Raw genomic sequence first — 15244 nt, forward strand, 5'->3', positions numbered from 1 at the left:
AGCAATTTGCTCGGCAGTGTAGCAAGCCCTACGGACATTTCTTGAAGATCCTTGCCGATGTACTCGTACAAATATACAGTTCAAGCACCCTGTTCGTGAACGACGCTTAAAATGTAGTCAATCAACATCCGCCTAGAGGTTGATGACGAAATTTGCTTTCGCATCACGGTTTTGGTATCCAAAAGAAATCCGTAGATTTTTCTATAGCCTTCCGTGGCTTGCGTATTCCAATCGGCTTCGGCGTAACCGATGTATTTGATGCCGTTGCCGTCCGGCACATTTCCCGGTAAAATAAATACGTTGAAAATCTTGTCTGGATCAAACTTGTATTTTTCCGGGCATTTATTCGTAGGTCGTGTTCGTGACTTGTCTATAAATTCAGCGTAAGTGATTTGCTTTTGTATGGAATCCGTTCCGGGGATAGAGCCATGGTCTGCGACAGAAACCTGCGAATTATCTTCGGACACATCTGCGCCGTCAATTTTCATCGCTGCGTACGAATAGTATTTAGAATCAAGAATAAAACAACGCTTAACCCCTGTGCTATCGTCAATCATTATCGTGTCGGGCCGGAGAGGTGCATTGCATTTCAACCTTTCTCCGCTCGACCACACCCACCTTGATTTAGGATAGTAGAATCTTTCCATTTCCGAGCGGCTCACCGTTCCATACACTTCGTTAACCATGCTTTCCCATACCGTATGGAAAGAATTTGTCCCGTAAGTTGCAGAACTTATTGTGTCTTCGCTGTCGAAATTCTGGATAACGTTTTTCATGTGAACGAAGAGTTCGGCGTTCTGCTCTAGATGGGTTTCCGAAATTTTTGAGTCCAGAAAACTGACGTAATAGGCCCTGTTCTTCTTGACATCCGCTTCGTTAATAAGTCCTTGATCCGGCATCGCCGCCGTATAGAGGAATCCCAATAGTTCAAATGACTTGTAAACGCAATACTTGTGCAGTTCCGTAATGAGGCGGTCCTGCTTTATGCGGCTCTTGTGGACGATAAAATCAAGGAACGCGATGCCGCGTTCAGAAACAATCGGCTTGATTCTTTTGATGGTGCCGCTCCAGGAAATTTTCCCGGGCAGGCCATCGCCCATGATTTTTTCTTTTTCGGTGTAATAGGAACCGCGATTAAGGAAGTCTTCTATCAGGAACAGGATGCTGCCAATAGGGAAATCGTGACGCAGGTCGTTCTTGTTTATGCGGCAAACCCGTTCGCCCTGCAATTTTTCGCAGTCGCTAATTTTACGAACTAGTAAAAGAATTTCGGAACGAAGGGTTGGCGTGATTTCGACGTTATCACTTGATGTAATCGAGAAACCCATAGGGAACGTCACGCATCTGGCATCAGGCGTGATATTCAAGCCGACAAAGTCCGAACCCTTTTCGGCGACAGTGATTCGCAATCCGTTCATTTACTCGTGGTTCTTTATTTCATCGTTGGCGTTTTTCAGCGATTGAGCAAAATCTTCAACAAACACCTTGTCGAACGCATCTGTACCTGTAAAATTCTCCACTACGCCGCTCAAGTTTTCGGATTTGAAAATTTTTCCGGTATCGCGCTTGAAAACATCTGCCCACAGGTATTTCAAGACCTTGTTTGCAAACTTTTTCCCATCGATTTTTTCGCCTTCGGCTTCAATAAAGAACAGTCCCAACTGCTTGTCATCGGCATTGAAAAAGTCTCCATCGGAGATTTCGCTATTTATCGCTTTGCGGAAAGTTTCCCAACGAATATCAGTATCGCCGATTTTAGACTTAGCTTGATTCTTATGGTCTTCATCATTCCATTTGCAGATATTCGGAACAAGTTCCATATCCCAACGGCGCTGGAATGCGTTATCGAGCGTAAACACATTCTGGTCGCTGGTATTCATCGTTGCGTAGATGGAAAGGTTTGGCGGGAGGCGCAGCCCCGTGCTAGACGAGAAATGGATTCCTGAAACATCAATTGATTTTGTATCGAGTTCATCATCGCCTTTTACGTCACGGATGTAAGCGTTGACATCAGCATTCATGACGAAATATTCGCTCCAGCCTTTTCCGTAATGATTTTCGAAACCATCTGTCCCGACAGGTTCCTTTGATGTATCTCCATTTTTCAGACGGTCCAGAAGTTGGAATACATCGCCAAAAATGGCTGCGGCATTTCCGCGGTTGATTTCTTCAATAACGAGGTAGAACGGTCTGCTCGGATTGTGCAAAGCCTGCTTCAAAATCTTTGCAAAAGGTCCCGGTTTGAACTTGTACTCCACAACGGATTTTCCCTGAGAGTCCTCATGAACTTCGGGAAGGATTTGACCGATAAAGTCGGCGTTGGTGTATTCGGGGTGGAATGTGGTGCGGACGACTTGATTTTCTTCGCTGAATGTCGGGTCTTTAACCTTTTCATCCTTCAGCATTGTGGTAATCGTATGGCTCTTTCCGCACCCCGGAACACCATAATAGATAATTTGGGTGGGGGTGAAATTTGGAATCGGCAATGTCTGATGACTATTTTCTAATTTATTTAGATTGTCTACAATATGATTCGCTGAATTTTCATTCACATCAGCCGTTCCATGATAAGCGACTTTGACATCGTTATCTTTTTCTGCACACTCGAAAACCTTTATCGTTTTGGATATTTCGCCATTATATGTTGTTGGAATGCGATTATCTGTATTATGCTCATTAGCCCATTTTATAATTTCTGCGGGAGAGGCTTTGATTTGCTTAAGTACTTTTGAGTATTTAAATCCAAAATAATGTACCCCAGGGTATCCATTTTCCACCCATTCTTGACGCAAAATTGTTGCCATTTTCTGAATTATTTGCTCGTTATTTAATCCATGAACAAATGATTCGTCAAAAATTGGAAATTCCAAATATTTCTGAAAATCGTATTTTTCGCGCTCTTTGATTTCCCACGAAGCCCAATCAGTCCATTCAGTTTCTGGCAACCTAAGGCTTTTCCACTGTTCTTTATTATAATTAGAATCTGCATCTACGCAATAGAAATTTAGGGTATCAAAATGGTCTACAAAAAGACCATAACATGTAAGCCTAGTGTTAAAATGTTTCTGAATTCGTTCAAAAGAATCTGAATTTTTGGTTGATAGTCCAACACTTGTATGAGGTGAATACTTTATGGAACGTCTTCCAAAATGAAACTTATTCTCGTCCTGAATTTTTGTAAACAAAAGTATGATTGGTATGTCACGAAATGTTTTTACTTCATTTTCACAACGTACAACAATCGTGTCAAACCTACTTGCCAGCTGAATTTCTTGATTTTGCGAACTCTTATAAGATTCACTCGCCGTTACAAAAAATTTTTGTTTTCCCAAAATACACGACACCTCTGCCAATGGAATGGAATTAAAAAACATTCCCTTTAACAGATTTTCATACCCTTCGGCCTTAAAGTGATACGGAGGCAAGTCTCCACTTCCTTCGTGAGATTGCCCAAGAGCAGTTTCCCAAGACGGACATTCGCCATTCCTAGGCGTGAATATCAGCGATCCTTGATCCAATCTCATAATTGCCTCCAAATGTGAGCGATTAAAATTCCGACAATGTTTACGTCCCAGCCGTTGCCTGCTCTTTTAGACAACTGCGAATACGATTGTCCGTCAAAATTGATTTCGCAATTCTTTTTATCACGAGATATATCAAAACCCATCAGACGAAATTGCTCATGAACAGACATCTTTCGAACTATTTCCTTGCCTTTGTCTTTGCCAGACTTTTTGGGAGGTTCAATAACACGAAGACTATTATGTTCAGGCTGAGTAATTGTTATGCTGTACCCATCTTTCTTGATTTTCTTGTTATACACATCAAAACACAACGGCGTTTTTACGACAAAAGAATCAATGTGATGTTTCACCTTCAAATGAGCAATTTGATCATCCGACAGATAAAGAAATTTCTCAGGGGAATTGTCTAAGAAATCTGCCATTTTCAAATCACTTTGGATTTCTGGAGGCTTTATTTCAAAGTTTTCTGGTAGTCCTCCTAACCGAGCGAACATCCAAAGGCGCTCTCTATTTTGCGGAACCCCATAATCCTTCGAGTTCAGAACAACCTTTGCCAATGTGTTTTCTTCCGTCGTGCCATATCCCATTTCAATCAAGTCTTTTACAAGTTGATCATGGATGGGCTTAAACTTTCCAGAAGTAAAGCCTTTAACATTTTCTAAAAGGATGTACTTCGGCTTTTTTACTCGACATATTCGAATGATATGTCCAAGCATTGCCCCTCGACCATAGGGATCTTCGGTTCCCAATTGCATTCCTGCGGAAGAGAATGGCTGGCAAGGAAAACCGCCTGTAAACAAATCAAAATCAGGCAATTCATTAGGGTCAATCTGTGTGATGTCGCCCCAATTCTTTATAGGGTTTCCTTTCACGTCACGATGATTCGCATCAAATAACTTCGAAGCGTATTTATCGAACTCTGAATAACCAACAACAGTGTAATCAAAATTCGTCAAAGCTTTTTTTGCTCTTTTCAATCCAAAGGATGCTCCACCATAACCAGCAAAGCCTTCAAAAACCCTGATTACATTCTTCTTCTGTCGAGTCTGGGCCATATCGCTCCGTGTTGAAAGTGAACGAGTTCACTCTCACGGGAGCGGTTCTGGCCGTTTCGCTTGGCCGGGGTGCGGACAAAAAGAAAAGGCGGGGAGCCGACTCACTCCTCGCCTAAAAGCGCGACATTTTCAAAAGAATACAATACACCCGCAAAAACCCGAGCGGATACAGTACGCCCAGGGTACACTACGCCCATGCAATCCACGGGCGATGGCGAGTCATTGTCTTATTCTTTGTGTTTGAAAGTGTCTAGTTTTCAGTCGAAGAACAAGAGCGATACTCAGCGAGCGTTCGCCCTCGTTCTTGCAGACACTTCCAAGCTTTTTCTGGATATAAAAAAGGCGTGGAGTTGAATGCACTTACCGACTGAAGGCCTAGACTGCCCGAACACAATAAGCACAAACAACTCACGCCCCAAAAGGCCGCTTGCATACAGGCAAACTGCTATTTAAACAATAGACCATGTAGCAAAACGATGCGGCAGGCATACGCCGGTCGCAGACGTGAGCGTTCGCCTTATTCTCCATGTTCGTGAAAGTGTCTAGTTTTCAGCCGGAGAACAAGAGCAAAAACTCTATTTTCATTCAAAATATAGATTATTCCGCTGTCAAAAGATGTCGCCTCGCCCGGAAGGCGAGAAAAAAGCGTAAAAACGCAGAATTCAACCGCCTGCAGGGGTCAATTTTCCTCAAAATTGCCAAAATTTCCGCGAAAATCGCCGATTGTCATAATATGACATACGAGGAATGTATATTTGTATCGAGAACACTTTACCCCGCCTTTTTTTGCTTGTAGGCGGATTGGAGTAGAAGATGGCTAGAAAGACCGAAAAAACGGATAATCTCGCACCTAATCCGCTCATGGAGTCGGGCGTAGAAAAGATGATTCGAGTCATTCGTGACAAGCAAGTGCTGCTTGACCGCGATTTGGCGATGCTTTACGGGGTGGAAACGAAGCGTATAAATGAGCAGGTAAAGCGCAATATTGAGCGTTTTCCCGAAGATTTTTGCATACAACTCTCTCTAGAGGAATCGCAACTTCTAAGGTCGCAAAATGCGACCTTAGAAAAAAAGGGGCAAAATTTAAAGGGAAAGCACACAAAATACCGTTCTTTAGCTTTTACCGAACAAGGCGTTGCGATGCTGTCTTCGGTTCTAAAAAGTGAGTCTGCAATCAAGGTCAACATCGCCATCATGCGGGCTTTCGTGCAATTGCGTCACCTTATGATGGGTAACGGAGGCCTCGTCAACCGGCTTTCAAACGTGGAAGCAAAGGATCTGGAACAGGACGACCGCTTGACAGGTCATGACGAGCATCTGCTTGACCATGACCGTAAATTTGACGAACTGTTCGAGGCGATGGACCGTGGCGAGCTCAAATCCAAGGGTTTATTTTATAACAACCAGGAGTTCGATGCCTATGTATTTGTCTGCAACCTGATTCGCCAGGCCAAAAAGAGAATTGTGCTGGTCGATAGATATGTAAACGAGAAAACCTTGACGATGATGCTCAAGCGGGAAAAAGGCGTTTCCGTGACTATTTACACCTACGACAAGAGCAAGGTTCTTGAGGTGGACTTGGCGACTTACAACGAACAATATCCCGACAGCCCGATGCAAGTCCTGCCTAGTTACGGAATGCACGACCGATTCTTGTTCATAGACGATACAGCCTACCACTTCGGGGCTTCGCTCAAGGACCTTGGCAAGAATACGTTCTTCTTTACGCAAGAAGATTTTACGTTGGACGAAGTGCTGAAGGAATCGCAGAAAATTCAGGCAGAAAAAGAAAGCTAGGCGTTACAAGGTAACAACGCAGATTAGGATTCTGCGGGCGTTACTCCAGCGTAAATCCCCGCCGGAAGTTCTCGATGAGGCAGCAGCTGATGCTCACATCGGTCTCGTATTCGGTAATGTCTTCGCGCTTGACCCACATGGCTTCGGAGAGTTCTTCTTTTTGCATATGGATGGTGTCGTCGCCATCGAGTTCAGCAGTGAAGCCCGCGATAAGCGAGTCGCTGAAGGGCCACGGCTGGCTCCCGAAATAGCGGATATTTTTCACGCGGAGGCCCGCCTCTTCCATGACTTCGCGGTGCACGGCCTGTTCAAGGCTCTCGCCCACTTCCACGAAGCCAGAAATCAAGAAAAGCCTCGGGTTCGGATTGTCGATGTTGTGGGCCATCAGGAGTTTGTCGCCATTGCGGACGGCCACAATCACGACCGGAGAGATGCGCGGGTACACGGTGTTCCTGCATTTAGGACAAACTACCGCGCGTTCCTTTTCGCTACGGGTCATCTCGCTTCCGCAGCGGCCGCAGAACCTGTTGAGCGATTCCCAGTGAGCGATGTGCGCGGCGGTAGCGCCACCCATGCGCAAGAGCGGATCGCCCATGTAGCGGTACGTGCGTGCCGGGCAAAGGACATAATCGTCCGACGCGGATTCCACCAGTTCCTTCGAAATGCTTAAATCCGCCAGGAAATACGCCGTATCGTCAATGCTGAAAAGGTAATGGCACGGGATATTCCCCTGATTGAAGTCTTCTACCCTAGGAATTTCAAAGGAATCACCGTTCTTTTTGAGAAGGCTCTTATCCCCGAAAAAGACAACAAGAAAATCCGACGGTTTCGGGCTTTGAACCCGGAACTCGTTTTTTAAAATGTGCGGGGCAATTTCGTGAATCACGGTTTATTCCAGATACGTGTACCCGTAAAGGCCGCCGCGATAGATGTTCAGGAATTCCTTGCCTTCTTGCAGGCTAATCTTCCCTTCCTTCACGGAGCGCGACACCCAGTTTTCCATGGTGCGCACAAGGGCCTTGTCGCTGAAGTTCACGTAATCGAGCACGTCTTCCACAGATTCGCCGTCAATCACCTTGTCGATTTCGTAGCCGCCCTTGTCGTTGCAAACGATATGGACTGCGTTCGTATCGCCAAAGAGGTTGTGCAGGTCACCGAGGATTTCCTGGTAGGCGCCCACGAGGTAGACCGCGATGTAGTACGGTTCGCCATTCTTGAGTTCATGCAGCGGGAGCGTGCGGCTCACATCGCCACCACGGACGAACATGTCGATCTTTCCGTCGGAGTCGCAAGTGACATCCTGGAGGGTGGTTTCTACCGTCGGTTCCTCGTTCAGGCGCTGGATAGGCATGAGCGGGAAAACCTGGTCCACGCCCCAGCTGTCAGGCAGGCTCTGGAACAAACTGAAGTTGCAGAAGTACTTCTGCGCGAGCAGGCGCGGGAGTTCGCTGAGTTCGTAAGGCGGATGGCGCAAGTCCTTCGCCAGCTGGTCCACCTTGCGCACGATGCTCCAGAACAGGCGTTCGCACATGGCGCGCGTCGGCAGGTCGTAATCGCCCACCTTGAAACCGTTCAGAACGTCATCGTTCAGCTGGATGGCATCGTGCCAGCTTTCGAGCAGGTTCTTCGGGGTGAGCCCCTTGTAGATGCCGTACAAATCCTTCAATGCATCGGGAGCGTCGTCGTCAATCTCGTGCGTATTCTCGTCGAAGAACGCCTGGCCGGCGGTTTCCAGCACGTTGAACACCAAAATGGAATGGTGCGCCGCAAGAGCACGGCCCGATTCCGCAATGATGTTCGGGTGCGGCACGTCCCCGTTTTCACAGGCTTCGTACATGGCATACACCACGTCGTTCGCGTATTCCTGGATGGAGTAGTTCACCGAGCTCGCATTGGAACTGCGGGTGCCGTCGTAATCCACACCGAGACCACCGCCCACGTCCACGAATTCAAGGCTCATGCCCATCTTGCGAATCTGCACGTAGAACTGCGAGACTTCGCGCAGGCCCGATTTGATGTGGCGAATGTTGGTAATCTGGCTACCCAAGTGGAAGTGGATGAGCTTCATGCAGTCTTCCATCTTCTCCTGCTTGATGTAGTCCAGCGCTTCTAGCAGTTCGGAACTGTTGAGGCCGAACTTGCTGTGGTATCCGCCAGATTCTTCCCACTTGCCGCTGCCGGAGCTGGCGAGCTTGATGCGGATGCCGATGTTCGGGCGCACGCCGATACGGCGAGAAAGTTCCACCACCAGGTGGAGTTCGTTCATCTTCTCGACGACGATGAAAATCTTCTTGCCCATCTTCTGCGCGAGGAGGGCAAGTTCAATGAAGTCCTCGTCCTTGTAGCCGTTGCAGATAATCAGCGAATCAGGATTGTCCATATTCGCGAGCACCGCATGCAGTTCCGGCTTGGAACCGGCCTCGAGACCGATGTTGTATTTTTTGCCGTGACTGACGATTTCTTCGAGCACGGCGCGTTGCTGGTTCACCTTGATCGGGAAAATGCTGTAGTAGCTCCCGTTGAAACCATATTCCGTGCGGGACTTGTTGAAGCACTCGTTGATCTTCTCGATGCGGCTGTCCAGGATATCCGGGAAGCGAAGCAGCATCGGGGTGGAGACGTCGCGGAGCGAAAGTTCCTGCACCAACTCGTAAAGGTCAATGTCCGGGCCGCCTTCCTTGAGCGGGTGAACCGTTGCGTGGCCCTTCTCGTTGATGTCGAAGAAGTTCACGCCCCAACCCTTGACGTTGTACAAGTCACGGGAATCGTCAATGCGCCATTTTTTCATTGCTCTGAGTCTCTCTAGTCAACGAGAACAGGGTTGAAGTTTTCCTTCCACGGGAGGCCGTACTTGGTGAGGGCTTCCATGAACGGATCCGGGTCGAATTCTTCCACGGTATGTACGCCCGGCTTGTTCCACTTGCCGGTGAGCACCATCATGGCGCCGCACATAGCCGGAACGCCAGTCGTGTAGGCAATCGCCTGGCTGCCCAGTTCCTTGTAGCATTCCTGATGGTCGCAAACGTTGTAGAGGTAGTAGGTCTTCAGCTTGCCGTCCTTGGTGCCCTTGAAAATGCAACCGATGTTCGTCTTGCCCACGGTGCGGGGGCCGAGGCTTGCCGGGTCCGGGAGGAGCGCCTTGAGGAACTGGATAGGCACGATGTCCTGACCCTGGAACTTGATCGGCTGCGTGCTGAGCATGCCCACGTCTTCGAGGCAGCGCATGTGGTCGAGGTAGCTCTGGCCAAACGTCATGAAGAAGCGGATGCGCTTGACGCCCGGGATGTTCTGGGCCAGGGATTCGATTTCTTCGTGGTGCAGCAGATACATGTCCTTCTTGCCCACTTCGTCAAACACGTATTCGCGCTTGATGCTCATGGCCGGGATTTCGACCCAGTGGCCCTTGCCGTTTTCGTCGGTGTCCCAGTAGCTACCCGGAGCAGAAACTTCGCGCAGGTTGATTTCGGGGTTAAAGTTGGTGGCAAACTTGTAGCCGTGATCGCCGCCGTTGCAGTCGAGGATGTCGATTTCTTCGATGGTATCGAACTGGTGCTTGAGGGCGTAGGCGCAGTAGGCCTGGGAAACACCTGGGTCAAAGCCGGAACCGAGCAGCGCCGTGAGGCCGGCCTTTTCAAACTTTTCCTTGTAAGCCCACTGCCAGCTGTAGTCGAAGTAGGCGCTGAAGCCCTGTTCCTTGCAGCGCTTGTCGTAGACCTTGCGCCATTCCGGATCGTCGATGTTTTCGGGCTCGTAGTTCGCCGTATCCATGTAGTTCACGCCGCATTCGAGGCAGGCGTCCATGATGGCGAGGTCCTGGTACGGGAGCGCGATGTTCATCACCAGGTCGGGCTTGTATTCCTTGATGAGCTTAGAGACATTTTCGGCCTTGTCTGCATCCACGGCGGCAGTCGTGATGACCGTCTTCGTGTTCGGGCGCAGTTCCTGTGCCAGCTTCTCGCAGTTTTCGCGGTGGCGGCTAGCGATGCAGATTTCGCTGAACACTTCGCTTGCCGTGCAGCACTTCTTGATAGCAACCGTGGCGACAGCGCCACAACCGATAATCAATGCTCTTGCCATTTTTTGTTTATTCCTCACGTTAAGAGTTAATCCATCGGGATGGCGATCCCGGTGGTGAATGTTAGCTTGATAAATTTAGGAAAAAGAAAACCGGGTTTGCAAAACCCGGTTTGAAATTGAAGTAAGAGAACGGTCTTTTTTACTTCAGCACAAAGAGTTTCGAGCTGACCTTTCCTTCGTGCTTGATTGCAAGGATGTATGTTCCGTTCGGAATACCCTCAGCACTCCACCTCACCGACTCGGCACCCGGCATGCCCCTATCCACCGAGAAGGAGGCAACCACGGAACCATTCGTTTTCATGACGGAAACATTGTAGCGACCCGGCTTGGTCACCGCAAGGCCAATCTCGTCACGAGAAATACTCATAATCTTCACGTTAGAAGCCACCGGCGACGCCACAGGCTTTTCAACCTTGATTTCTTCGCCACGCTTCTTCGCAAGGAGCCTTGCAGGATCGTTAGGCGAGTAAGCAACATGGTAGACAAAGCTATTCTGGTGGACAATCACTTCCTTCGCAAGAACCTGGCCAAAAATCTTCTTCGCGCCGGAAGGCTGTCCCAGCACGACCTTGCTATAAGGAGCGATAATCGTACCATGCCACACCGAGCTGATATCCATTTCGTTGTTGCTGTGCTGAATCAACTTGAAACCACGCGCCACCGCATTGGACATAGACTGGAAACGAACTTCAACAGACTCATTTTCCACATACTTACCACGCCAGATGACGTTGCCGTTCAGATGGAGAACCGTCTCGTAAGAAGGATGTTCGAACATAAAGGTCGAACCCGATTCGAGCTGGATATTGCCAACATAGATTTCACCGGTCCCGATGATAAGTTTACCACCGCCTTCCACCTTAAGGAATCCAAAGTTGTTATGACCTTCTTCGCCAGAAATGGTAAACGTCTCACCATTCTTGACAATCTTCTGCTGGTAGCTAATCATGCCGTCTATAGACTCGACATTCTTTTTCACTTTGAACGGCCAGGTAGCAGGATTCGGGTAGAAAATACGCTTCTGGTAGTCCGCTGCATTGCCCTGGATGGTCACGCCATAGTAATCCCTATCCGAAACAAACATAGCGACATTGCCAACCTGGGCCTTGTCACGAATAAGGACTCCGCCCTTGCTATAAATAGCCTTGACAAACGCACGAGAACCTTCGTTGACCGTATTTATCTTTCTTGTTCCTTCCGAAGCAACCTTGCAACCAAAGGAAATATTATCTTTCTTCGTCAAATTTTCATTGGGAGAGTCGAAACAAGCAACATTGTCATTGACGGAAAGGTAATCCAAGGCATAAAGTGTAACGTCATCAGGAATATCCTGCGGATCGCCCACAGGGAATCCCTGTCGAACCCACCCAGGGTCATCAAAATCCATAACCATGCTGACCGTTTCGGCATAAATCTTGTCATAGTCCGAAACTCCGTCGCCTGCCGTGCTATACTTGTTTTCGTTAGTCTTGAACCTATAGTATTCATCAAAGTCCACGACACCATCGCCATCGCTATCGAGATCAACAGGATGCAGGGCATCGGTCGTTGCAAATCCGGTCGGTGTATCATAGGTCACGTATCCCGAAAGCATTTTCTTGAGAGCGTCCCAATAAATGTACGATTCACTTCCAAAATTATCAAGATTGACAAGGTGGACCAGAGTATCATTCTTTCCATCAACCGTAAGCGCAAGGCCATCGATCAGCAGCGCATGACCACCAGCAGGCGTGCTAATAGAAATGAAAAGCGGTTTTCCCTTCTGGATATCATTACCCCTAATCAAGTTGTAGACTTTTTCGCCACTCAGCGGCTCCTTGCTTAGGTTGTGCACAACTGCATTGGCGCCATACATAATTTCGTTGATAAGCTTCGCAGAAGTTCTGTTATCCTCTCCTTCGCTCAAATTCGGCCTAAAGACACCCGTTTTCGGGTCGCCACCATCCAAGACCACCTTCGCCTTGTAAATCATCTCGTCCTGGGTCATAGCATTTTCTATGGTATTCCTGTTGCCAAAGAAATAGCTGTACATATTGAACACCGCAATGCCCCAGCAGCGACCAATAAAGATTTCACGTTCTTCGACGCCCGTGTAGAAGTGATAGTGACCATCGAACGTAGATTCATTCCAATGGAACTGATCAATCAGCGAGCCGAAGGAGGTCATCAGCATGCGTGTATCCTTGTATGCACCGTAAGATTCCACATTAAGGTCGACAAGAGCCTTGGCGGGTACATCCCTAAAGGTCGCGCTCCAAGAACTCCTGAACCTCTCTGCTTCGGTGAGGCCCTCCGTCTTTTCGTCATACATCGTCTTTGCCACAAAGCGTTCGTTCTTCTTTAGCTGGTGGTCAACAGCACGCGGCTTCGCGACGTAATTGTAAGTCAAGTCATGATCCAGTGGACTTTCCGTATATGTATAGTGAAGGGATTCTCCATCGACGCCCATGTCCCAATTAACGATGAAGTCCCTGTCAACCTTGAAGTTTCCAAAATTGTTCTTCCTCAGAAGAATGCAGAAATCCTTCGATCCCTGAGGCATATCCAGCATAACATCGAGGACGTAGCGTCCCTTGCCCGTGTCATTAAGATTTATGATGGCATTGTCAATACCCTTGATGTTCTTATCGACGCAACCGAGCGTGCGGTCAATAATGAACTTTTGCCCCTCTTCAGCAAAGAACAGGTAGGCCATACGAACCTTTCGCGTCTGATTCTCCGGGTTATTGATATGAAAATGCAAACCCGCCTGGTTTGGTATATAAGAATACTCATCCGTGATATTTGCCGTCACCTGATGAGCGAAGCCCATGGATGCACAGGCCAGCATAGTTAGAAGTTGTTTTTTCATTATTAGTCCTATGATTTTTTAACATACAACTTTGTTGTATTTAGTACAACGTTATGTGTTATTTAATAAGAGCAGAAATATAAAAAACAATTCCGGCTAAAAAACAAACTTCCACATTTATTTGTTTATAAAATTTTATTATAAGAAAAAAATATCTTTCCACAATCAAAGCGCCATGACTGGCAGAACAAGCGCACCCCCCCTATTAGGATCTTTCTCACCAACAAATCCCTAATATCAGCCCTAAAAAAAGGCATTATCCCCCAATAAGCAACAATATGCTTGATGGAATCGGAAGCGAATACTAAATTAATCATAAACTAATCGGAGGTTTCATGAACAAAGAAGTCCTATTTACACTGTGCGCGGCTGCCGCCATGGCATCTGCGCAGACAACCGCCAACATCGACGATTTCGAAGATGGAAACGGGCTCGCAAGCACCGGAGGCAAGAACGACGCCTGGTACGCTTTCAACGACAAAAACGACAAGGGTGCTTCGTCCTACACGAACACGGAAGACGAATTTGGCCTTGTCGTTGTTTTGCCGGAAGCTGCCGCAGGCGGTTCAAAATTCGGAGCTGGCTTGACCGGCATCAAACTTGTCAAGGGCGACAACCCCTACGACCCCTACGTAACGCTCGGTTTGAACGTCGCGGGTGGCCTTTCCGGCTGTACCGCTATTTCGTACAAGTATAAGGGGGCGGGCCACAATCTGAAGGCCGTGATGGACGGCGACGAAAAAGGTGCGTTGACCGAATACAACAGGCACTCGAAAGCCATGGCGGGCAGCGCAAGCTGGAGCACGGCATCTGTCCCCGTATCGTCGCTCACCCAGGAAGATGGCTGGGGAACCACGATCCCCCTGAAGATGGCGAACGTCGTGCAGCTGGCCTGGGAAATCAAGGGCGAAGCGACAGCCGACTATCTCTACATCGACGATGTGAACTGCGCCGGCTACGTCGGTGGCGGCAGCACCACACCCGACGTTCCGAAGTCTGCCGTTGTCATCGATGACTTCGATGACGGCAACACCACAGCCGAAAAGCTCGGAAAGACCGCCTACTGGTACCTGTACAAGGCCGGCGGATCCTTCACCAACACTCAGGACGCAAACCAGTCCTGGGATATGATTGTAAAGGAAGGCACCAACTCCTATATCGAGATGAAGGGCATTTCTGGCATTACACCGGGCGACACGGCTTACCCGTCCGTTGGCATGGAAGTCGCCTTCGATGCCGGAACACTTGCCAACTGCACCGCCATCCAATATGACTACAAGGGTTCCGGACACCACATGCGCAGTTCCGTGACAGGAGTCAAGGCCGACAACGGATACGAGCACGTAGCAACCGACCAGAGTGCCGCTGCCGCCTGGAAGACGGTGACCGTTTCCACCATGGCCCAGCCTGAATGGGTTGCAGATGTCGCCCCGACAAGCATTGTAGCCTTCTCCTGGGCCAAGGTTTCAAAGTTGACCTGGGTGGTCGATGAGAAACTTACCGCAGCGAATCTCGGGACCTCCCTGGCAATCGACAACGTGAAATGTGTCGGGACCTTGCCTGCCCAAGCTATCCAGGCCATTCCCGCTGTCGCAAGCGCGAGCTTCAAGGCCTCCCTCCAGGGCAATACCTTGCAGGTCGCTGTTGCCAAGGCCGGCGTCGTAAAGGTCCAGGTTGTCGACATGATGGGCGTCACTATCGAAAGCCACAGCGAAATGGTCGCCGCAGGCAACTTCGCCCATACATTCAAGGCAATGCCTAGCGGTCGCTACGTGGTCCGTGTGCAGCAGGGTTCGACGGTCAAGCTCCTGAACATGCAGGTCAAGTAAAGCGCCTAGCCGCGCCAAACGCAGTCAAGGATATCGAACAAATTAAAAGCCCCGGTTCATTTAGAACCGAGGCTTTCTAGTTTTAAAATGGAATTCGATTAGTAGTTTGCG

At 48.6% G+C, this 15244-nt stretch carries 9 protein-coding genes; 2 read left to right on the top strand and 7 right to left on the bottom strand.

Features of this window, described 5'->3' with window-relative positions:
* Positions 1 to 80 precede the first annotated feature (80 nt).
* Genes B2310_RS12115 through dcm form a run of 3 tightly spaced genes read right to left on the bottom strand, consistent with a single transcriptional unit; the run spans position 81 to position 4579 of the window.
* Positions 81 to 1418, bottom strand: coding sequence for an LlaJI family restriction endonuclease (locus tag B2310_RS12115; protein WP_290731984.1), 1338 nt, complete (start codon positions 1416 to 1418; stop codon positions 81 to 83).
* On the bottom strand, positions 1419 to 3524 hold the full coding sequence (locus B2310_RS12120) for a hypothetical protein (RefSeq protein WP_290731987.1): 2106 nt from the start codon (positions 3522 to 3524) through the stop codon (positions 1419 to 1421).
* Entirely contained in the window at positions 3521 to 4579 is a 1059-nt protein-coding gene (gene dcm / locus B2310_RS12125; protein WP_290731990.1) for a DNA (cytosine-5-)-methyltransferase, read from the bottom strand. The genes B2310_RS12120 and dcm overlap by 4 nt, the downstream gene beginning before the upstream one ends.
* A gap of 813 nt (positions 4580 to 5392) precedes the next feature.
* On the opposite strand from dcm, the gene B2310_RS12130 reads away from it, so the two are divergent.
* Positions 5393 to 6376, top strand: a complete 984-nt coding sequence (locus B2310_RS12130; protein WP_290731993.1) for an ORF6N domain-containing protein — start codon at positions 5393 to 5395, stop codon at positions 6374 to 6376.
* A gap of 40 nt (positions 6377 to 6416) precedes the next feature.
* Here the strand turns inward: B2310_RS12130 and nudC are convergent, their stop codons facing one another.
* The 4 genes from nudC to B2310_RS12150 form a co-directional block, all read right to left on the bottom strand.
* Positions 6417 to 7262 carry an NAD(+) diphosphatase gene (gene nudC, locus B2310_RS12135; RefSeq protein WP_290731996.1) on the bottom strand — a complete coding sequence of 282 codons (846 nt, stop codon included), beginning with the start codon at positions 7260 to 7262 and terminating at the stop codon, positions 6417 to 6419.
* Positions 7263 to 7265: 3 nt separating this feature from the next.
* On the bottom strand, positions 7266 to 9164 hold the full coding sequence (gene speA / locus B2310_RS12140) for a biosynthetic arginine decarboxylase (RefSeq protein WP_290731999.1): 1899 nt from the start codon (positions 9162 to 9164) through the stop codon (positions 7266 to 7268).
* A 14-nt stretch (positions 9165 to 9178) separates the two neighbouring features.
* Complete coding sequence (locus tag B2310_RS12145; protein WP_290732002.1) at positions 9179 to 10453, bottom strand: saccharopine dehydrogenase family protein; 1275 nt, start codon at positions 10451 to 10453, stop codon at positions 9179 to 9181.
* 139 nt (positions 10454 to 10592) lie between these two features.
* Positions 10593 to 13148 carry a hypothetical protein gene (locus B2310_RS12150; protein ID WP_290732005.1) on the bottom strand — a complete coding sequence of 852 codons (2556 nt, stop codon included), beginning with the start codon at positions 13146 to 13148 and terminating at the stop codon, positions 10593 to 10595.
* A gap of 491 nt (positions 13149 to 13639) precedes the next feature.
* Between B2310_RS12150 and B2310_RS12155 the strand changes: the two genes are divergently transcribed.
* Positions 13640 to 15133 (top strand): carbohydrate binding domain-containing protein, encoded by a 1494-nt coding sequence (locus B2310_RS12155; RefSeq protein WP_290732008.1) that lies wholly within the window; start codon positions 13640 to 13642, stop codon positions 15131 to 15133.
* The last annotated feature ends 111 nt before the right edge of the window (positions 15134 to 15244 follow it).

The organism is Fibrobacter sp. UBA3629, assembly GCF_002374005.1.
GTDB lineage: Bacteria > Fibrobacterota > Fibrobacteria > Fibrobacterales > Fibrobacteraceae > Fibrobacter.